We start from the raw sequence: 19,450 nt of genomic DNA on the forward strand, positions 1-19,450 counted from the left end.
ATTTTTGTTAATTACTTAATATTTCAACCACGAACAGGGATAGTGTTAGTGTAAATATGTGAATTTCGCTAAATCGTAGTGAAAACAATAATTGGTTTTCCAATTAACACCGTGGATTTTAAACAAAAAAAAGCCGTTTCGAACATGAAACGGCTTATAATATAATTATGAGATTCTTAGCTCAATTTGAAAGCTTTATCCTGTGGATAGTATGCTTGCTCTTCTAACTCTTCCTCAATTCTTAACAATTGATTGTATTTTGCCATACGATCAGATCTTGAAGCAGAACCTGTCTTAATTTGTCCTGTATTCAAAGCAACTGCTAAATCAGCAATTGTATTGTCTTCAGTCTCTCCAGACCTATGAGACATTACAGAAGTAAATCCAGCATTCTTGGCCATATTTACAGCAGCAATAGTTTCTGTTAAAGTTCCGATTTGGTTTACTTTAATCAAAATAGAATTAGCAATACCTTCTTCAACACCTTTAGATAAACGCTCAACATTAGTTACGAATAAATCATCACCAACTAATTGTACTTTATCACCGATTTTTTCAGTTAAGTATTTCCATCCTTCCCAGTCATTTTCATCCATTCCATCTTCAATAGAAATGATTGGATATTTTTGAGATAATTCAGCTAAATAATCAGCTTGCTCTTCAGAAGTTCTTACCGCTCCATTTTCTCCTTCAAACTTAGCATAGTTATATTTACCATCTTCGAAGAATTCAGCAGCAGCACAATCCAATGCCAACATTACTTCTTCACCTGGCTTATATCCAGCTTTTTCAATTGCAGATAATACAGTTTCAATAGCATCTTCAGTTCCATCAAATGTTGGAGCAAATCCTCCTTCATCTCCAACTGCAGTACTCAATCCTCTACCATGTAAAATCTTAGCTAAGTTATGGAATACCTCAGATCCAATTTTCAATGCATGAGAAAAAGAAGTAGCCATAACTGGCATAATCATAAACTCTTGGAATGCAATCGGCGCATCTGAATGAGATCCACCATTTACAATGTTCATCATTGGTACTGGAAGTGTGTTTGCACTTACTCCACCAATATAACGGTATAAAGGTTGATTCAATTCGTTAGCAGCAGCTTTTGCTACAGCTAATGAAACTCCTAAAATTGCGTTAGCACCTAATTTAGATTTATTTGGCGTACCATCTATATCGATCATTGCTTGATCAATAGCATTTTGCTCAAATACAGAAAAACCTAATAATTCTTCAGCAATAGAAGTGTTTACATTGTTCACTGCAGTTAAAACACCTTTCCCCATAAAATCAGATCCACCGTCTCTTAATTCTACAGCTTCGTGTTCACCAGTTGAAGCCCCAGAAGGAACTGCTGCTCTACCTAATACTCCACTTTCTGTGATAACATCTACTTCTACTGTAGGATTTCCTCTTGAGTCAAAAATCTGACGTGCATGAATGCTAATAATTACGCTCATTTTATTTATTTTTTAGTTTATTCTTAATTCGTATGCAATTTACAAAAGCACTTATAAATTACTTTCTTATTTCTATTTTATTTCCTAAATCGTATTCGTTAATTCAAGCTCCAATATAACACTATCTAAGAACAGCCATATCACGATAACGTTAAGGTTTTTATTTCTTTAAATTTCCGATAAATTGATCGAACAAATATGAAGAATCATGTGGTCCAGGGTTTGCTTCTGGATGATATTGTACAGAGAAACAGTTCTTATCTTTAATCGCAATTCCTGCAACTGTATTATCATTTAAATGAATATGCGTTACTTCAACATTTTCATTTCCTTCTAAAGAAGCTCTATCAATTACGAAACCATGGTTCTGAGAAGTAATTTCTCCTTTACCAGTAATTAAGTTTTTCACAGGATGGTTGATCCCTCTATGTCCATTATGCATCTTTTTAGTTGTAACACCTTGAGAAATTCCAATCACTTGATGTCCTAAACAGATTCCAAATAACGGTAAGTTTTGGTCGATAATTTCTCCCGCAACTTTTTGAGCATTCTTTAATGGTTCTGGATCACCAGGTCCATTTGATAAAAAGTATCCATCAGGATTAAATGCTTTCAATTCTTCTAAAGAAGCTGTATTTGGAAACACTTTGATATAACAATCTCTTTTTGCTAAATTTCTTAAGATATTTGTTTTTATCCCTAAATCAAGTGCAGAAACCTTATACGTTGCATTTTCATCCCCATAAAAATATGGTTCTTTAGTAGAAACTGTTGAAGCTAAATCCAAACCTTCCATATTAGGAACTTCCTTCAATTGCGCTTTTAAACCTTCAATATTTTCAACATCAGTAGAAACAACAGCATTCATCGCTCCTCTATCTCTAATATAACTAACCAATGCTCTTGTATCAACATCAGTAATAGCAAGTAAATTATGCTTCTCTAAATATTCTTCTAAAGATCCATTAGATCTATCTCTAGAATATGGAAAACTGAAATTACGACAAATCAATCCAGCGATCTTAATACCATCTGATTCAACCTCGTCATCATTCACTCCATAGTTACCAATATGCGCATTGGTTGTAACCATTAGTTGACCAGAATAAGAAGGATCCGTAAAAATCTCTTGGTATCCTGTCATACCTGTATTATAACAAACTTCCCCAAATGAAGATCCTTCGATTCCTACCGATTTACCTTCGAAAATAGTTCCGTCTTCTAATAATAAAATTGCTCTTTTTAAATTCTTGTAATTCATATGTATAAGATCTACGTTCGTTAAAACTTCTGTTTCAACTCAAAAATTATAATGTACTTTTTTTCGCTGTGCAAAGATAATAAATGCGTATTACATTTCCTTATCGTATATAAAAAAAGGATAAACTAAAAATTAGTTTATCCTTTATATTATTGTTATTGATATAACATCTTATTCTTCAGAAGATTTAGTTTCTTCCGCAGCAGGGGCTTCAGCAGCCGGTGCCGCTACAGTGTCAGCTTTCTTTCTTCCTCTACGAGTAGATTTTTTCTTCTTAGCTCCATTTGGATTGTAAATTTCGTTGTAATCAACTAATTCCACCATACACATAGAAGCATTATCTCCTTGACGGTTTCCTAATTTGATGATACGAACATATCCACCTGGACGGTCAGCAACCTTTACTGATACTTCTTTAAACAATTCAGTAACAGCAAACTTGTTTCTTAAAACGCTAAAAACTAATCTACGGTTATGCGTAGTGTCATTTTTAGATTTTGTGATAATCGGTTCAACGAACTGACGTAAAGCTTTCGCTTTAGCTTCTGTAGTGTTAATACGCTTGTGCTCAATTAATGAACATGCCATATTAGCCAACATAGACTTTCTATGTGCAGTTTGTCTCCCTAAATGGTTGAATTTTTTTCCGTGTCTCATGACTTTTGTTTTTTGCTTTCATCTTGCTCAATCCGCCTTGTGCGGAGAGCAAATTATGAAAGATTAATCTTTATCTAATTTGTACTTACTTAAATCCATACCGAAATTCAAACCTTTAACATGAACTAATTCATCTAATTCTGTTAAAGACTTTTTACCGAAATTACGGAACTTCATCAAGTCATTTTTGTTGAATGATACTAAATCTCCAAGAGTTTCAACTTCTGCAGCTTTCAAACAGTTCAACGCTCTAACTGATAAATCCATATCAATTAGTTTCGTTTTCAACAACTGACGCATATGTAATGATTCCTCATCATATGTTTCAGTTTGAGCAATTTCATCAGCCTCCAAAGTAATTCTCTCATCTGAGAACAACATAAAGTGGTGGATTAAAATTTTCGCTGCTTCTGTTAATGCATCTTTTGGGTTGATAGAACCATCAGTAACGATGTCAAAAACTAATTTTTCATAATCCGTTTTTTGTTCTACACGGTAATTTTCTACTGCATATTTTACATTCTTTATCGGAGTGTAAATTGAATCAGTAAAAATAGTTCCCATAGGCACATTTACTTTCTTGTTCTCTTCTGCAGGTACGAAACCTCTACCTTTTTCGATAGTAATTTCCATATCAAACTTTACACTGCTTTCTAAGTTACAGATAACTAAATCTGGATTTAATACTTGGAAACCTGATGTAAACTTCTGGATATCACCAGCAGTGATTTGCTCTTGTCCTGAAACTGAAATAGAAACTGTTTCTCTATCAGTATCTTCAATTTGTTTCTTAAAGCGTACTTGCTTAAGATTAAGGATAATTTCAGTAACATCTTCCACAACTCCTTCTATAGTAGAGAATTCATGCTCAACACCTTCTTTTCTCAAAGATGTAATTGCAAATCCTTCTAAAGAAGAAAGTAATACTCTTCTCAATGCGTTACCTACTGTTAAACCAAAACCTGGTTCTAAAGGTCTAAACTCAAATCTACCTTCAAAATCAGTAGATTCAATCATTATTACTTTGTCGGGTTTCTGAAAATTTAAAATTGCCATAGTTTAACGGGTGTCAAAAATTATTTAGAGTATAACTCTACTATTAATTGTTCTTTGATGTTCTCAGGAATCTGAAGTCTTTCTGGTACAGAAACAAAAGTTCCTTGCTTAGTATCAGAATTCCAAGTTAACCACTCGTATACATTGCTGTTTGCAGCCAATGCATCTTCAATAGCAACTAAAGATTTAGACTTTTCTCTTACAGCAATAACATCACCTGGTTGTAATGAATATGAAGGAACGTTTAAGATTTCTCCATTTACAGTGATATGTCTGTGAGATACTAACTGACGAGCTCCTCTACGAGAATTTGAGATCCCCATACGGAAAACCACATTATCCAAACGAGATTCACATAATTGTAATAAAACTTCACCAGTAATACCTTTACTGTTTGATGCTTTTTTAAACAAGTTACTGAATTGACGCTCTAATATTCCATAAGAATACTTTGCTTTTTGTTTTTCTTGTAATTGCATTGCGTATTCAGATTTCTTTCCTCTACGTCTTGCATTACCATGTTGCCCTGGAGGGTAATTTCTTTTTTCGAAAGATTTGTCATCTCCGAAAATCGCTTCTCCAAACTTACGAGCAATTTTAGTTTTTGGTCCTGTATATCTTGCCATTTCTTATTGTTTTATAATTAGGGATTGTGAATTAAGGCGAACTCCTCCGACAACCGAATTCCTAATCAAATTTAAAATTAATTATACTCTACGTCTCTTTGGTGGACGACAACCATTATGAGGAATAGGTGTTACATCAATGATTTCAGTAACTTCAATTCCATTGTTATGCAAAGTTCTGATCGCAGACTCACGTCCGTTACCTGGTCCTTTTACATAAACTTTTACTTTTCTTAATCCAGCTTCATGAGCAACTTTTGCACAATCTTCTGCAGCCGTTTGAGCAGCATAAGGAGTATTCTTTTTAGAACCTCTAAATCCTTGCTTACCAGCAGATGACCAAGAAATCACATCTCCTTTTTTGTTTGTTAAAGAAATAATGATGTTGTTAAATGAAGCCGTGATGTGCGCTTCACCCACAGACTCAACAATAACCTTACGCTTTTTTGAATTTGATTTAGCCATAATTTCTAGTTATTATTTAGTAGCTTTCTTTTTGTTAGCTACAGTTTTTCTTTTACCTTTTCTTGTTCTAGAGTTGTTTTTAGTTCTTTGTCCTCTTAATGGAAGACCAGATCTATGACGAATTCCTCTGTAACATCCGATGTCCATCAAACGTTTGATGTTCAATTGAGTTTCTGAACGTAATTCACCTTCAATAGTGAATGATCCAGCTTGCTCACGGATTGCTCCAATTTGCTCATCAGTCCAATCTTGAACCTTGATGCTTTCATCTACTCCTGCGTTCGCTAAAATTTCTTTAGCTCTACTGCTACCAATTCCAAAAATGTAAGTTAAAGAAATAACTCCTCTTTTGTTTTTTGGTATGTCAATTCCTGCTATTCTTGCCATAACTTACCCTTGTCTTTGTTTGAATCTAGGATTCTTTTTGTTGATTACATATAATCTGCCTTTTCTACGCACAATCTTGCACTCGGCACTTCTCTTTTTTATTGATGCTCTTACTTTCATCGTATAATGTTTTAGTATCTATAAGTAATTCGAGCCTTAGATAAATCATAAGGACTCATTTCTAACTTCACTTTATCGCCAGGTAACAATTTGATATAATGCATACGCATTTTACCAGATATATGAGCGGTTACGATATGACCGTTCTCAAGTTCTACTCTAAACATTGCATTAGACAATGCTTCAGTAATTGTTCCGTCTTGTTGTATTGCAGCTTGTTTAGCCATATTACAATGATGATTTTCTTTTATTTCCTACCTTCATCAAACCGTCATAATGACTGTTCAATAAGTAAGAGTTAATTTGTTGAATAGTATCGATAGCTACACCAACCATAATGATCAATGACGTACCCCCGTAAAATAATGCCCAGTTTTGTTGAATTCCAAATTGAACAGCGATCGCTGGTAAAATTGCCAACAACGCTAAGAACAATGAACCTGGAAATGTAATACGTGACAAGATTGAATCCAATCTCTCAGCAGTTTCATGTCCTGGTCTTATTCCCGGAATAAACCCTCCACTACGCTTTAAATCGTCAGCCATTTTATTTGTTGGAATTGTTATCGCAGTATAGAAATAACTAAACACAATAATCAACACAGCAAACAAAACATTGTATCCTAACCCATTCATATCAGCAAAACTAGCTCCAATCGCTTGGAAAGATCCTTCTGCTTTTTGAGCCAAAGCTCCAGGGATAAACATAATTGCTTGTGCAAAAATGATAGGCATTACACCGGCTGAATTTAATTTTAACGGAATGTATTGTCTTGTACCTTCCACATCCTTAACATCTCCCACTACAGTTCTTCTTGCATATTGAACCGCAATTCTACGAACCGCTGTCACAAGTAACACTGAAGCCAAGATCACTAAGAACCAAACTACAATTTCTAACAATATCATCATTACTCCACCTGCACCACCACTAGCTGTTTTAGAAGCTAACTCTTGTGCAAAAGATGAAGGGAAACGAGCGATAATACCAATCATAATTAATAACGAAATACCGTTACCAATTCCTTTATCAGTAATTCTCTCTCCTAACCACATAGCAAACACAGTACCTGCCATCAAAAGAATCATAGACGAGAACCAGAAGAATCCAGTACCAACTACTGCATCTGCAACAAAAGCAGATTCTGGCAAAATAGAAGCCATGTTAGTAATGTAAGCAGGTCCTTGAACTAAAGTAATTCCAATAGTCAACCAACGTGTGATTTGTGTAGTTTTCTTTCTTCCACTTTCACCATCTTTTTGAAGCTTCTGTAAATAAGGAACCGCGATTCCCATTAACTGAACTACAATTGAAGCAGAAATATATGGCATAATCCCTAGAGCCATTATAGATGCTCTAGAAAACGCCCCTCCTGTAAATGCATTTAACAAACCTAACAGACCTCCATCTGCTTGATTTTCCAAAGCTGTCAACTGAGTAGGATCAATTCCTGGAAGAGGAATTTGAGCCATAAAACGGTAAACCGCCATTAAACCAAGTGTTAAAAGAATCTTATTTCTAAGTTCTTCTATTTTCCAAATGTTTTGTAAGGTTTCTATAAAATTTTTCATTTACTTAAATCTTTCTTATAAAGTTACTGCTGTTCCACCTGCTGCTTCGATTGCCGCTTTGGCAGATGCAGTAAATTTATGTGCAGTAATGTTCAACTTTGCTTTTAACTCACCACGACCTAGTACTTTTACTAAATCATTTTTGTGAGCTAAACCAGATGCTACTAAAGATGCTAAATCTACAGTCTCAGTAATTTTTCCTGCATCCAAAAACTCTTGCAATTTATCAAGATTGATTCCTTGATACTCTTTACGGTTAATGTTTGTAAATCCAAACTTAGGAACACGTCTTTGCAAAGGCATTTGACCACCTTCAAATCCAATTTTTCTTGAATATCCTGAACGTGATTTTTGACCGTTGTGACCTCTAGCTGCAGTTCCACCTTTACCAGAACCTTCACCTCTTGCTATTCTCTTACCCTTTTTAACTGAACCAGCTGCGGGTTGTAAGTTATTTAAACTCATTACGTGAATATTGTTTATTTAATTTCTTCTACAGAAACTAAGTGATTAACCTTATTTACCATACCAAGTATCGTTGCTGAAGCTTCGTGCTCTACAACTTGATTCAGTTTACGTAACCCTAAAGCTATTAAGGTTTTCTTTTGAGAACCCTCGCGTCTGATTTGGCTTTTTACTTGTTTTATTTTAATTTTTCCCATCGTTCTTCGATTTATCCGTTAAAAACTTTATCTAAAGAAACTCCTCTTTGCTTAGCAATAGTATGAGCGCTACGTAATTGTAACAAAGCGTCAAAAGTTGCTTTTACTACATTATGAGCGTTAGAAGATCCTTGAGACTTTGATAATACATCATGTACTCCAACTGAATCTAATACCGCACGTACAGCTCCACCGGCAATAACTCCAGTACCATGAGATGCAGGCTTCAAGAATACTCTTGCTCCACCAAACTTCCCTTTTTGCTCATGTGGCAAAGTAGCGTTGATAATTGGAATTCTAACTAAGTTTTTCTTAGCGTCTTCAATTGCTTTTGCAATTGCAGATGCAACATCTTTAGATTTCCCTAAACCGTGACCTACAACTCCGTTTCCATCTCCTACAACAACAATTGCAGAAAATCCGAATGCGCGTCCACCCTTCGTTACTTTAGTAACCCTGTTTACACCTACTAAGTGATCAACAAGCTCTAAACCACTTGGCTTAACTAATTCTACGTTTTTATATTTTTGATACATACTTTACTTCTTAAAATTTTAAACCAGCTTCTCTAGCTGCTTCAGCTAATGCTTTAACTCTTCCGTGGTATAAAAACCCATTTCTATCAAAAGAAACTGTTTCGATTTTTGCTGCGATTGCTTTTTCAGCAACTGCTTTTCCAACTGTAGTAGCTACTTCGGATTTAGATCCCTTAGCGTCAACTCCCTTATCTCTAGACGAAACAGATACTAAAGTAGTTCCCGCTACGTCATCAACAATCTGAGCATAGATTTCTTTGTTACTTCTGTAAACAGAAAGACGAGGTCTTGCAGATGTACCAGAAACAACTTTTCTAATTCTAGATTTAATTCTTTGTCTTCTTTCAAGCTTTGATAATGCCATAATATATTTTCTATAAATTATGCAGATTTACCTGCTTTTCTTCTTAATTCTTCACCAACAAACTTAACACCTTTACCTTTGTACGGCTCTGGTCTTCTGAATCCACGGATCTTAGCAGCTACTTGACCTACTAATTGCTTATCAAATGAACTTAACTTTACAATTGGATTCTTACCTTTTTCAGAAACTGTCTCAACTTTTACTTCTGGAGCAATATCCAAAACGATATTATGAGAAAATCCTAAGGCTAAATCTAATTTTTGTCCTTGGTTTGAAGCTCTATATCCAACACCTACTAATTCTAATTCTTTAGTAAATCCTGTTGCAACTCCTTGAACCATATTACTGATCAAAGATCTATATAAACCGTGGTTAGCTCTATCAGCTTTACTGTCTGACGGTCTTTCAACGATTAAAGTATTCTCTTCTTGTTTTACTGTGATACCTCCATTAACTTCCTGAGTCAATTCACCTAATTTACCTTTTACAGTAATTGAATTACCAGCGATAGTAACGGTCACACCTTCTGCGATTGCGATTGGGTTTTTTCCTATTCTTGACATAATACTATCTCTTTATTAATAAACGTAACATAAAACCTCTCCTCCAACATTCTCTTGACGTGCTTTCTTGTTAGTCATCACACCTTTAGAAGTTGAAACGATAGCAATACCTAAACCATTCAATACGCGAGGCATCTCTGATGCATTCACATACTGTCTTAGTCCTGGTGTACTAATACGTTCTAATTTTTTAATCACTGGCTCTTTAGAGTCAGCATCATACTTTAAGGCAATTTTGATAGTTCCTTGAACAGTAGTGCTCTCGAACTTGTAGCTCAAAATGTAACCTTGCTCGAACAAAATTTTGGTCATATTCTTCTTCAGGTTTGAAGCAGGAATTTCCACAACTCTGTGTCCGGTTGCTGCAGCATTTCTTATCCTTGTAAGATAATCTGCAATTGGATCTGTGTACATATATACTTATTTGCGATTACGGTTTTTCGTCTTACTCTAAGACAAAACCTGAAATCAATTTATATTCATTTTTTCTCAACAAAATCGCACCTTTCGAGGTCAATTTTCGTTGAATTCAGTCATTCTCATACAAATAACAGCGTGCAAAGATACTAAAATATGTATAATATCTTCAACCTTTCTGAAATTTATATGAAAAAAAACTCTATTTCCAAAGAAATAGAGTTTTTAATATTGTTAATTGGTAGTTTACCAACTAGCTTTTCTTACACCTGGGATCAAACCTTGGTTTGCCAACTCACGGAAAGTCACACGAGAAATTCCAAATTGACGCATATAACCTTTAGGTCTTCCAGTCAACTTACAACGATTGTGCAAACGGATTGGAGATGCATTTTTAGGTAACTTTTGTAAAGCATCGTAATCACCAGCTTCTTTCAAAGCTTTTCTTTTCTCTGCATACTTAGCTACAACTTTCTCTCTTTTCACCTCACGGGCTTTCATTGATTCTTTAGCCATATCTTAGTTCTTTTTAAATGGTAATCCCATTTCAGTTAATAATGATTTAGCTTCTTTATCAGTTGGCGCAGAAGTTACAAATGTAATATCCATTCCACCAATCTTATTCACTTTATCAATATTGATCTCAGGGAAAATAATTTGTTCAGTAATTCCTAATGTATAGTTTCCACGTCCATCAAAACCATTGGCTTTGATTCCGTTAAAGTCTCTTACACGTGGTAATGAAGCAGTAATTAATCTATCCAAAAACTCATACATCTTAACACCTCTCAACGTAACTTTTACACCAATCGGCATACCTTTACGTAATTTAAATGTCGCGATATCTTTCTTAGAAAGAGTAACAACTGGTTTCTGACCTGTAATCGTAGCCAATTCTTCAACAGCATACTCGATTAACTTTTTATCAGCAATAGCAGCACCAACTCCTTTACTAATAACGATCTTATCTAATTTCGGTACTTGCATTACGTTACTGTATCCAAACTCTTCAGTCAAGGCAGATACAATTCTTGTTCCGTAATCTTCTTTTAGTCTTGGTATATAACTCATATTATATAGCTTTATCTGATTTTTTAGAAAAACGAACTTTCTTTCCATCTTCTAATCTATAACCAACTTTCGTTACGTTACCGTCTTCTAACAACGCAAGATTAGAAACATCTAAAGAAGCTTCTTTCTTCACAATTCCTCCTTGAGGGCTTTGAGCGCTCGGCTTAGTATGTTTAGATACTAAATTAACACCTTCTACAATCGCTCTGTTCTTTTCTGCAAAAACTCGAGTGATTTTTCCTTCTTTTCCTTTTTGATCACCAGCAATAACTCTTACGTTATCTCCTGTCTTTAATTTTAGCTTCGCCATTTTTTATAATTTTAAAGCACTTCAGGTGCTAATGATACAATTTTCATGAATTGTCTATCACGAAGTTCTCTAGCTACAGGTCCGAATACACGAGTTCCTGTCATCTCTTCAGAAGCATTTAACAATACACATGCATTGTCATCAAATCTGATATAAGATCCGTCTTTACGTCTGATCTCTTTTGTAGTTCTTACAACAACTGCTCTATGAACTTGTCCTTTCTTTGCAGATCCGTTAGGAGTTGCACTTTTTACAGAAACAACAATTTTGTCTCCGATCGAAGCGTAACGCTTTTTAGTTCCTCCTAAAACTCTAATTACTAAAACTTCTTTAGCTCCAGTATTATCTGCTACTTTTAATCTTGATTCTGTCTGTAACATATTATTTAGCTCTTTCTAGGATTTCTACTAATCTCCAACGTTTAGATTTACTTAAAGGTCTAGTTTCCATGATCTTTACAGTATCTCCGATATTGCAGTCGTTTAATTCGTCATGCGCAACATACTTTTTCGTTTTCAAAACGAATTTTCCGTACATCGGGTGTTTTACTTTCTTTACCTCTGCAACAACGATAGATTTCTCCATTTTGTTACTAGATACAACACCAATTCTTTCTTTTCTAAGATTTCTTTTTTCCATCTTTTCTAATATTTACTGAGCTGCTCTACCAGTTAATTCAGTTGCTATTCTAGCAACAGTTTTTCTAATAGCTTTCAATTGCAAAGGATTTTCCAAAGGAGAAATCGCATGTGCCATTTTTAGATCAGTATAGTTTTTTTTGAATCCTGCTAGTTTCTCTTGTAACTCAGCAACTGATAATTCTTTAATTTCTGATTGTTTCATGTCTCTTAGATATTAAGCGTTATCAAAATCTCTTGCAATTACAAACTTAGTTTGAACTGGAAGTTTCTGTGCTGCTAAACGTAATGCTTCTTTTGCAACTTCAAAAGGAACTCCTCCTACTTCAAATAGAATTCTTCCTGGTTTTACTACTGCTACGAAATATTCTGGAGAACCTTTACCTTTACCCATACGTACTTCTAAAGGTTTCTTAGTAATAGGCTTGTCTGGAAATATTTTAATCCATAACTGCCCTTCTCTTTTCATATGACGTGTTGCCGCAATACGAGCTGCCTCAATTTGGCGAGATGTAAGTAAGTTTTGATCCAAAGATTTGATTCCAAACATTCCATTAGAAAGTTGGTTTCCTCTTTGAGAGTTACCCTTCATATTACCCTTCGCTTTCTGTACCTTACGGTATTTTAGTCTTTTTGGCTGTAACATTTCTTAAGTTTTATTTTCTTTTACGAGGTTGTTGTTTCTTTGAATTACCACCTTTACCACCTTGCTTTTTCTCTAAGCCAACTAGCGGAGACAATTCTCTCTTACCATAAACCTCACCTTTCATAATCCACACTTTAATACCTAATCTTCCATAAGTAGTATGTGCTTCAACTAGTGCATAATCAATATCTGCTCTAAAAGTAGAAAGAGGAATTCTACCTTCTTTGAAATGCTCAGAACGTGCCATCTCAGCACCGTTCAAACGACCTGAAATTTCAATTTTGATTCCTTCAGCATTCATTCTTGTAGCTGCTTGAATAGACATCTTGATAGCTCTCTTGTAAGAGATTCTATTTTCAATCTGACGAGCAACACTTGAAGCAACTAAAGTAGCATCTAATTCTGGACGCTTGATTTCAAAAATATTGATTTGAACCTCATTTCCAGTAATTTTCTTAAGTTCTTCTTTCAACTTGTCTACCTCTGTTCCACCTTTCCCAATAATAATACCAGGTCTTGCAGTAGTGATAGTAACGGTTACAAGTTTAAGCGTACGCTCAATAATAATTCTAGAAACACTTGCTTTAAATAATCTAGCACGAACGTACTTTCTTATTTTATCATCTTCAGCTAATTTATCACCGTAGTCATTTCCACCATACCAGTTAGATTCCCATCCTCTGATAATTCCTAAACGATTTCCAATTGGATTTGTTTTTTGTCCCATTTCTACTTACGATTAATTAGTTGCATTATTCTTACTTCCCAACACGATAGTCACATGATTAGAACGTTTTCTAATTCTATGTGCACGACCTTGTGGTGCCGGTCTTAACCTTTTTAACATACCTGCGCTATCAACACTGATTTCTTTTACAAATAAAGCCGCTTCTTCGATGCTAGCTCCTTCGTTTTTCGCTTGCCAGTTAGCAATAGCAGAAAGCAAAAGTTTCTCTACGTTGATTGATGCTTCTTTTGAACTAAATTTCAAGATTTGTAAAGCTTTTTCAACTTCCAAACCTCTTACTAGATCAACCACCAAACGCATTTTTCTTGGTGATGTAGGACAGTTAGTCAACTTTGCAAAAGCGATAGACTTATTCGCTTCTTTACGTTGGTCTGCCATATTTTTCTTACGAACTCCCATACCTACTATTTTTTACCTTTGTTTTTTCTATCCGCACCGTGTCCTCTAAATGAACGAGTTGGTGAGAATTCTCCTAATTTGTGACCTACCATATTTTCAGTAACATAAACAGGTACAAATGCTCTACCATTGTGTACTGCAATTGTTTGTCCTACGAAATCTGGAGTAATCATTGTTGCTCTAGACCAAGTTTTGATTACTGATTTACTATCTGCCTCAACATTAGCTAAAACTTTTTTCTCAAGTTTATGAAATACGTAAGGTCCTTTCTTTAATGAACGTGCCATATCTTATTATTTTTTTCTACGTTCTATAATATACTTATTACTCGCTTTGGTCTTAGATCTAGTCTTGTAACCTTTTGCAGGGATACCGTTCTTAGATCTAGGATGTCCTCCTGAAGATTTACCTTCACCACCACCCATTGGATGATCAACCGGGTTCATCACCACTGGTCTCGTTCTAGGTCTTCTTCCTAACCATCTACTTCTACCTGCTTTACCAGATACTAGTAATTGATGATCTGAGTTAGATACTACTCCAATAGTTGCCATACAAGTCGCAAGAATTAATCTTGTTTCTCCTGAAGGCATCTTTACAGTAACATACTTACCATCTTTCGCCATTAACTGAGCAAATGATCCAGCACTACGAGCCATAACAGCTCCTTGACCTGGTCTTAATTCGATACAGCTAATTGTAGTTCCTAAAGGCATTTCAGATAAAGGCATTGCATTCCCAACTTCTGGTGCAATATCTCCTGAACCCGCTTCTACTTTCTGACCTACTTGTAATCCTCCTTGAGCGATTACATATCTCTTTTCACCATCAGCAAATTGCAACAAAGCAATAAACGCTGTACGGTTTGGATCGTATTGAATTGACAATACTTCAGCAGCACCAGCCTTATCTCTTTTAAAATCGATAACACGATACTTTCTCTTGTGTCCACCTCCCATGAATTTCATGGTCATCTTTCCACTGTTGTTTCGACCTCCAGATCTTTTATTCGGAACAAGTAAACTTTTTTCCGGCTTATCAGTAGTTATGGCGTCGAACCCATTCACTACTCTAAAACGCTGACCTGGTGTAATTGGTTTTAATTTTCTAACTGACATCTCTAGTTATTAAATATTGTTATAAAAATCAATTGCTTCACCATCTGACAATTGAACGATTGCTTTTTTGTATTGACCAACCATACCAGAAACAACACCTTTCTTAGTGAATTTTTGTGTTCTTGTTACTGGGTAAACCATTGTTCTTACTTTCTCTACCGATACTCCGTAAGCAGCTTCAACAGCTTTTTTGATCTCTACTTTATTTGCTCCAACAGCTACTTTAAAAGTGTAACGGTTGAACGTTTCACTATCAGCAGTTGCTTTTTCTGTGATAATAGGTTTAATTAAAATACTCATCTCTTCCCTATTTGCTTAAATTAGACTCAATTCCTTCTAAAGCTCCTTCAGAAAGGATAACTTTATTTGTATTTAAGACTCCATAAGTACTCAACGCATCGCCAGTAATTACAGTTGTCTTTTTCAAATTACGAGAAGATAAATAAACATTGTTATTAGTATTCCCTAGTACAAACAAAGACTTAGCATTTTCAACACCAAAAGCTTTCAATACATCTGTAAAGTTCTTAGTTTTTGCAGTTTCAAAAGAAAAATCTTCTATCACTACAATGTTTTGATCTTTAGCTTGTGTACTTAAAGCAGACTTACGAGCTAATCTTTTTAAGTTTTTGTTTAATTTGAAAGAATAGTTTCTTGGTCTTGGACCAAAAACTCTACCTCCACCTCTAAAAACAGGAGACTTGATAGATCCTGCACGTGCAGTACCTGTCCCTTTTTGTTTTTTGATTTTTCTAGTAGAACCAGCAATATCAGCTCTTTCTTTAGCTTTGTGCGTTCCTTGTCTTTTATTAGCCAAGTGCTGCTTAACATCTAAATAAATAGCGTGCTTGTTAGGCTCTAATCCGAATATAGCATCAGAAAGCTCAACTTGTCTTCCTGTGTCTTTTCCTGTAATATCTAAAACTGCTACTTTCATTACTTCTCAATAGTTATGTAAGCGTTTTTGTGACCTGGAACACATCCTTTCACTACAAGTAAGTTCTTATCAGAAGATACTTTTAAAACTCTTAAATTTTGAACTTTTACATTTTCACCACCCATTCTTCCGGCCATACGCATTCCTTTGAATACTCTCGCTGGATATGATGCAGCACCGATAGAACCAGGAGCTCTTAAACGGTTGTGTTGACCGTGTGTTGCTTGACCAACTCCGGCAAATCCATGACGTTTTACAACCCCTTGGAATCCTTTACCTTTAGAAACTGCAGATACATCTACAAATTCTCCTTCTTCAAATAGATCTACTGTGATAGTATCTCCTAATTTGTACTCCTCATCAAAACTTGTAAACTCAACGACTTTTTTCTTAGCAGTAGTTCCAGCCTTTTTAAAGTGACCTTTTAACGCGCTTGACGTGCGTTTCTCTGCTTTGTCATCGAAACCTAATTGTAAAGCGGCATAACCGTCAACTTCTTCAGTTCTGACTTGGGTAACTACACAAGGACCGCATTCAATAACAGTACAAGGAATATTCTTCCCGTTTGCATCGAATAAGCTGGTCATTCCGATTTTTCTTCCTATTAACCCAGACATTTTTATTTATTTATATTAATTATTATTCTCTTATTTTATTTCAAAAAAAACAGAGCAAAAATATCTTCAGCTCTGAATCTATTTTTTACCGTTTTTCCTTCGCTCGCAGCTCCGGACATGTATATACGCGAATATTTTACAAAACGCCTATTTTTAATGAGGTGCAAATATAGAATATATAATTTGAATAAAAAAACGAATTTCATATTAATTATAGAATTCTAAATGACTCAAAAAAAAGAAGTTACAATCCATAACTTTCCTTATGAAATTACCACTTTCATCAATAGTAACATCATTATCGAAAAGAGCAAAAAAAAAAAGCTATATCAAATGATATAGCTTTTTAATATGATTGAGAAAGAAATTATACTTTAATTTCTACTTCAACTCCACTTGGTAATTCCAATTTCATTAAAGCATCAATAGTTTTTGAAGATGAACTATAGATATCTAACAATCTTTTGAAAGAACTTAATTGAAATTGCTCTCTAGATTTTTTGTTTACGTGTGGTGAACGCAATACAGTGAAAATCTTTTTATTCGTTGGTAAAGGAATTGGTCCGTTTACAACAGCACCAGTTGACTTTACAGTCTTTACAATCTTTTCAGCAGATTTATCTACTAAATTATAATCGTAAGATTTTAATTTTATTCTAATTTTTTGACTCATGATTTATATTTTAGAGATTATGCTTTTGATTTTGCGATAACTTCTTCTGAAATATTAGAAGGAGTTTGTGCATAATGAGAAAATTCCATTGTAGAAGTTGCTCTACCTGAAGAAAGTGTACGTAACGTAGTTACATATCCAAACATTTCAGATAATGGCACATCTGCTTTGATAACTTTCGCTCCCGAACGGTCTCCCATATCGTTTACTTGACCTCTACGTCTATTTAAATCACCTACAATATCACCCATGTTTTCTTCTGGAGTAATAGCCTCCATTTTCATAATAGGTTCTAAGATTACAGCACCAGCAGCTTTTGCACATGCTTTGTAACCCATTTTTGCAGCTAATTCAAAAGAAAGAGCATCAGAATCCACCGGGTGGAAAGATCCATCTGTTAACGTAACTTTCAAAGTATCCATAACGAAACCAGCTAATGGTCCATTTTGCATAGATTCTTTAAATCCTTTCTCAACAGCAGGGATAAATTCCTTAGGAATACGTCCTCCTTTAATTTTATCAACGAATTGTAATCCAGGTCCTTTGAAATCTTCATCAGCAGGTCCCATCTCGAAAACAATATCACCAAACTTACCACGTCCACCAGATTGCTTTTTATAAGTTTCTCTGTGCTCCGTAGCTCTTGTTACAGCTTCTTTGTATTCTACTTGAGGCTCACCTTCGTTCACTTCAACCTTGAATTCACGCTTCAAACGATCAATCAAAACCTCTAAGTGTAATTCACCCATTCCTGAGATTACTGTTTGACCAGAAGCCTCATCCGTTTTTACGGTAAATGTAGGATCCTCTTCTGCTAACTTAGCTAAAGACATTCCTAATTTATCCATATCTCCTTTTGTTTTAGGCTCAATTGAGATACCAATTACCGGATCAGGGAAATCCATAGATTCCAAAACAATTGGAGCTTCTAAAGAAGACATTGTATCTCCAGTTTTAATATCTTTAAACCCAACAGCCGCACCAATATCACCAGCTTCGATAAAATCGATAGCTTTTTGCTCATTAGCATGCATTTGATAGATACGAGAAATACGTTCTTTTTTACCTGAACGGTTGTTCAAAATATAAGAACCAGCATCTAAACGTCCAGAATAAGCACGGAAGAAAGCCAAACGACCTACGAAAGGATCGGTAGCGATTTTAAATGCCAATGCTGAGAAATCATCTTTAGCATCTGGTTTTCTAGAAGTTTCCTCACCTGAAGCAGGATCCGTCCCAACGATTTCATCTCTATCTAATGGAGAAGGTAAGTAACGACAAACAGCATCCAACAAGAATTGAACCCCTTTGTTTTTAAATGCAGATCCAGCAATCATAGGAATGATCGCCATATCCATAACTGCAGCTCTTAAAGCAGCATGTACTTCTTCTTCAGTAATTGAATTTTCATCTTCCATGAATTTCTCCAACAAGTTCTCATCGTAAGATGCAACTTCTTCGATCAATCTAGCACGAGCTTCAGCAGCTTCGTCCACCATGTCTTCAGGAATATCGATAACATCAAAAGTTGCCCCTTGCGTATCATCATGCCATAAAATAGCTCTGTTCTTTACTAAATCTACCACACCTTTGAAATCCGCTTCTTCACCAATTGGTAAAACGATTTCAACTGCATTCGAACCTAACATTTCTTTTACCTGAGTACAAACCCTAGCAAAGTTAGATCCTTGACGGTCCATTTTGTTAACAAAACCAATTCTTGGCACTTTATAGTTGTCAGCCAATCTCCAGTTAGTTTCTGACTGAGGCTCTACACCATCAACAGCACTAAACAAGAAAACCAAACCATCCAATACACGTAATGATCTATTTACCTCTACAGTAAAATCAACGTGTCCTGGAGTATCAATAATATTAAAGTGGTATCCTTTTGTATCAGGCGTTGCTTGCCCGTTTTCAACAGGGAATTTCCACTCACAAGTTGTTGCAGCAGAAGTAATTGTAATACCTCTTTCTTGCTCTTGCTCCATCCAGTCCATAGTAGCTGCACCATCATGAACTTCCCCAATTTTGTGAGAAACTCCTGTGTAGTACAATACACGTTCAGTTGTTGTAGTTTTACCAGCATCAATATGCGCAGCAATACCAATATTTCTTGTAAATTTTAAGTCTCTTGCCAT

General features: G+C 35.3%; 32 protein-coding genes. All 32 read right to left on the minus strand.

Annotated elements, in window-relative coordinates; all coding sequences use genetic code 11:
* Positions 1 to 176: 176 nt before the first annotated feature.
* Complete coding sequence (eno, locus tag P8H68_RS03415) at positions 177 to 1,466, minus strand: phosphopyruvate hydratase (protein WP_300321622.1); 1,290 nt, start codon at positions 1,464 to 1,466, stop codon at positions 177 to 179.
* 160 nt (positions 1,467 to 1,626) lie between these two features.
* Positions 1,627 to 2,727 (minus strand): glutamine-hydrolyzing carbamoyl-phosphate synthase small subunit, encoded by a 1,101-nt coding sequence (gene carA / locus P8H68_RS03420; RefSeq protein WP_300321625.1) that lies wholly within the window; start codon positions 2,725 to 2,727, stop codon positions 1,627 to 1,629.
* A 171-nt stretch (positions 2,728 to 2,898) separates the two neighbouring features.
* Positions 2,899 to 3,384, minus strand: a complete 486-nt coding sequence (gene rplQ, locus P8H68_RS03425; protein ID WP_300321628.1) for a 50S ribosomal protein L17 — start codon at positions 3,382 to 3,384, stop codon at positions 2,899 to 2,901.
* A gap of 63 nt (positions 3,385 to 3,447) precedes the next feature.
* Positions 3,448 to 4,440: a DNA-directed RNA polymerase subunit alpha gene (locus P8H68_RS03430; RefSeq protein ID WP_300321630.1), complete on the minus strand. Its 993-nt coding sequence runs from the start codon at positions 4,438 to 4,440 to the stop codon at positions 3,448 to 3,450.
* 20 nt (positions 4,441 to 4,460) lie between these two features.
* Positions 4,461 to 5,066 carry a 30S ribosomal protein S4 gene (gene rpsD / locus P8H68_RS03435; RefSeq protein ID WP_300321633.1) on the minus strand — a complete coding sequence of 202 codons (606 nt, stop codon included), beginning with the start codon at positions 5,064 to 5,066 and terminating at the stop codon, positions 4,461 to 4,463.
* An 81-nt stretch (positions 5,067 to 5,147) separates the two neighbouring features.
* Positions 5,148 to 5,531 carry a 30S ribosomal protein S11 gene (rpsK, locus tag P8H68_RS03440; protein WP_152285502.1) on the minus strand — a complete coding sequence of 128 codons (384 nt, stop codon included), beginning with the start codon at positions 5,529 to 5,531 and terminating at the stop codon, positions 5,148 to 5,150.
* Positions 5,532 to 5,543: 12 nt separating this feature from the next.
* Positions 5,544 to 5,918, minus strand: a complete 375-nt coding sequence (gene rpsM, locus P8H68_RS03445) for a 30S ribosomal protein S13 (protein ID WP_300321639.1) — start codon at positions 5,916 to 5,918, stop codon at positions 5,544 to 5,546.
* Positions 5,919 to 5,921: 3 nt separating this feature from the next.
* Complete coding sequence (ykgO, locus tag P8H68_RS03450; RefSeq protein ID WP_013621733.1) at positions 5,922 to 6,038, minus strand: type B 50S ribosomal protein L36; 117 nt, start codon at positions 6,036 to 6,038, stop codon at positions 5,922 to 5,924.
* A gap of 11 nt (positions 6,039 to 6,049) precedes the next feature.
* Positions 6,050 to 6,265: a translation initiation factor IF-1 gene (gene infA, locus P8H68_RS03455; protein ID WP_093668881.1), complete on the minus strand. Its 216-nt coding sequence runs from the start codon at positions 6,263 to 6,265 to the stop codon at positions 6,050 to 6,052.
* A gap of 1 nt (position 6,266) precedes the next feature.
* A complete protein-coding gene (secY, locus tag P8H68_RS03460) occupies positions 6,267 to 7,610 on the minus strand; it encodes a preprotein translocase subunit SecY (protein ID WP_300321646.1) in 1,344 nt (447 codons plus the stop codon).
* A 15-nt stretch (positions 7,611 to 7,625) separates the two neighbouring features.
* Positions 7,626 to 8,075 carry a 50S ribosomal protein L15 gene (rplO, locus tag P8H68_RS03465; protein ID WP_300321649.1) on the minus strand — a complete coding sequence of 150 codons (450 nt, stop codon included), beginning with the start codon at positions 8,073 to 8,075 and terminating at the stop codon, positions 7,626 to 7,628.
* Between the two features lie 14 nt (positions 8,076 to 8,089).
* Positions 8,090 to 8,272, minus strand: a complete 183-nt coding sequence (rpmD, locus tag P8H68_RS03470) for a 50S ribosomal protein L30 (RefSeq protein WP_300321652.1) — start codon at positions 8,270 to 8,272, stop codon at positions 8,090 to 8,092.
* 11 nt (positions 8,273 to 8,283) lie between these two features.
* Positions 8,284 to 8,808 (minus strand): 30S ribosomal protein S5, encoded by a 525-nt coding sequence (gene rpsE, locus P8H68_RS03475; protein WP_300321653.1) that lies wholly within the window; start codon positions 8,806 to 8,808, stop codon positions 8,284 to 8,286.
* Between the two features lie 10 nt (positions 8,809 to 8,818).
* On the minus strand, positions 8,819 to 9,172 hold the full coding sequence (rplR, locus tag P8H68_RS03480) for a 50S ribosomal protein L18 (protein WP_300321656.1): 354 nt from the start codon (positions 9,170 to 9,172) through the stop codon (positions 8,819 to 8,821).
* 17 nt (positions 9,173 to 9,189) lie between these two features.
* Positions 9,190 to 9,735, minus strand: a complete 546-nt coding sequence (gene rplF, locus P8H68_RS03485; RefSeq protein ID WP_300321659.1) for a 50S ribosomal protein L6 — start codon at positions 9,733 to 9,735, stop codon at positions 9,190 to 9,192.
* A 15-nt stretch (positions 9,736 to 9,750) separates the two neighbouring features.
* Positions 9,751 to 10,149, minus strand: a complete 399-nt coding sequence (gene rpsH, locus P8H68_RS03490) for a 30S ribosomal protein S8 (protein ID WP_300321660.1) — start codon at positions 10,147 to 10,149, stop codon at positions 9,751 to 9,753.
* Positions 10,150 to 10,398: 249 nt separating this feature from the next.
* Positions 10,399 to 10,668, minus strand: coding sequence for a 30S ribosomal protein S14 (gene rpsN / locus P8H68_RS03495; protein WP_300321662.1), 270 nt, complete (start codon positions 10,666 to 10,668; stop codon positions 10,399 to 10,401).
* Positions 10,669 to 10,671: 3 nt separating this feature from the next.
* On the minus strand, positions 10,672 to 11,223 hold the full coding sequence (rplE, locus tag P8H68_RS03500; RefSeq protein WP_300321664.1) for a 50S ribosomal protein L5: 552 nt from the start codon (positions 11,221 to 11,223) through the stop codon (positions 10,672 to 10,674).
* 1 nt (position 11,224) lies between these two features.
* Entirely contained in the window at positions 11,225 to 11,533 is a 309-nt protein-coding gene (rplX, locus tag P8H68_RS03505; protein WP_300321667.1) for a 50S ribosomal protein L24, read from the minus strand.
* An 11-nt stretch (positions 11,534 to 11,544) separates the two neighbouring features.
* Entirely contained in the window at positions 11,545 to 11,913 is a 369-nt protein-coding gene (rplN, locus tag P8H68_RS03510; RefSeq protein WP_300321670.1) for a 50S ribosomal protein L14, read from the minus strand.
* 1 nt (position 11,914) lies between these two features.
* Positions 11,915 to 12,172 carry a 30S ribosomal protein S17 gene (rpsQ, locus tag P8H68_RS03515; RefSeq protein WP_152285516.1) on the minus strand — a complete coding sequence of 86 codons (258 nt, stop codon included), beginning with the start codon at positions 12,170 to 12,172 and terminating at the stop codon, positions 11,915 to 11,917.
* Between the two features lie 12 nt (positions 12,173 to 12,184).
* The gene (gene rpmC, locus P8H68_RS03520; RefSeq protein ID WP_300321674.1) at positions 12,185 to 12,376 is read right to left on the minus strand and encodes a 50S ribosomal protein L29; all 192 of its coding nucleotides are present in this window, start codon (positions 12,374 to 12,376) and stop codon (positions 12,185 to 12,187) included.
* Between the two features lie 12 nt (positions 12,377 to 12,388).
* The gene (gene rplP, locus P8H68_RS03525) at positions 12,389 to 12,817 is read right to left on the minus strand and encodes a 50S ribosomal protein L16 (RefSeq protein WP_300321677.1); all 429 of its coding nucleotides are present in this window, start codon (positions 12,815 to 12,817) and stop codon (positions 12,389 to 12,391) included.
* 10 nt (positions 12,818 to 12,827) lie between these two features.
* The gene (gene rpsC / locus P8H68_RS03530) at positions 12,828 to 13,544 is read right to left on the minus strand and encodes a 30S ribosomal protein S3 (RefSeq protein WP_300321680.1); all 717 of its coding nucleotides are present in this window, start codon (positions 13,542 to 13,544) and stop codon (positions 12,828 to 12,830) included.
* A gap of 12 nt (positions 13,545 to 13,556) precedes the next feature.
* The gene (gene rplV, locus P8H68_RS03535; protein ID WP_300321683.1) at positions 13,557 to 13,964 is read right to left on the minus strand and encodes a 50S ribosomal protein L22; all 408 of its coding nucleotides are present in this window, start codon (positions 13,962 to 13,964) and stop codon (positions 13,557 to 13,559) included.
* A gap of 5 nt (positions 13,965 to 13,969) precedes the next feature.
* On the minus strand, positions 13,970 to 14,251 hold the full coding sequence (gene rpsS, locus P8H68_RS03540; RefSeq protein WP_300321686.1) for a 30S ribosomal protein S19: 282 nt from the start codon (positions 14,249 to 14,251) through the stop codon (positions 13,970 to 13,972).
* 6 nt (positions 14,252 to 14,257) lie between these two features.
* The gene (rplB, locus tag P8H68_RS03545; protein WP_300321689.1) at positions 14,258 to 15,082 is read right to left on the minus strand and encodes a 50S ribosomal protein L2; all 825 of its coding nucleotides are present in this window, start codon (positions 15,080 to 15,082) and stop codon (positions 14,258 to 14,260) included.
* 9 nt (positions 15,083 to 15,091) lie between these two features.
* Positions 15,092 to 15,382, minus strand: coding sequence for a 50S ribosomal protein L23 (gene rplW, locus P8H68_RS03550; RefSeq protein WP_300321692.1), 291 nt, complete (start codon positions 15,380 to 15,382; stop codon positions 15,092 to 15,094).
* 7 nt (positions 15,383 to 15,389) lie between these two features.
* Positions 15,390 to 16,019, minus strand: a complete 630-nt coding sequence (gene rplD / locus P8H68_RS03555; protein ID WP_300321695.1) for a 50S ribosomal protein L4 — start codon at positions 16,017 to 16,019, stop codon at positions 15,390 to 15,392.
* Entirely contained in the window at positions 16,019 to 16,636 is a 618-nt protein-coding gene (rplC, locus tag P8H68_RS03560; RefSeq protein WP_300321698.1) for a 50S ribosomal protein L3, read from the minus strand. The genes rplD and rplC overlap by 1 nt, the downstream gene beginning before the upstream one ends.
* A 367-nt stretch (positions 16,637 to 17,003) precedes the next feature.
* Entirely contained in the window at positions 17,004 to 17,309 is a 306-nt protein-coding gene (gene rpsJ, locus P8H68_RS03565; protein ID WP_139958432.1) for a 30S ribosomal protein S10, read from the minus strand.
* A 17-nt stretch (positions 17,310 to 17,326) separates the two neighbouring features.
* The gene (gene fusA / locus P8H68_RS03570) at positions 17,327 to 19,450 is read right to left on the minus strand and encodes an elongation factor G (RefSeq protein WP_300321702.1); all 2,124 of its coding nucleotides are present in this window, start codon (positions 19,448 to 19,450) and stop codon (positions 17,327 to 17,329) included.

Source organism: Flavicella sp. (genome assembly GCF_029238425.1).
In the GTDB taxonomy this organism is placed as follows: Bacteria; Bacteroidota; Bacteroidia; order Flavobacteriales; family Flavobacteriaceae; genus Flavicella.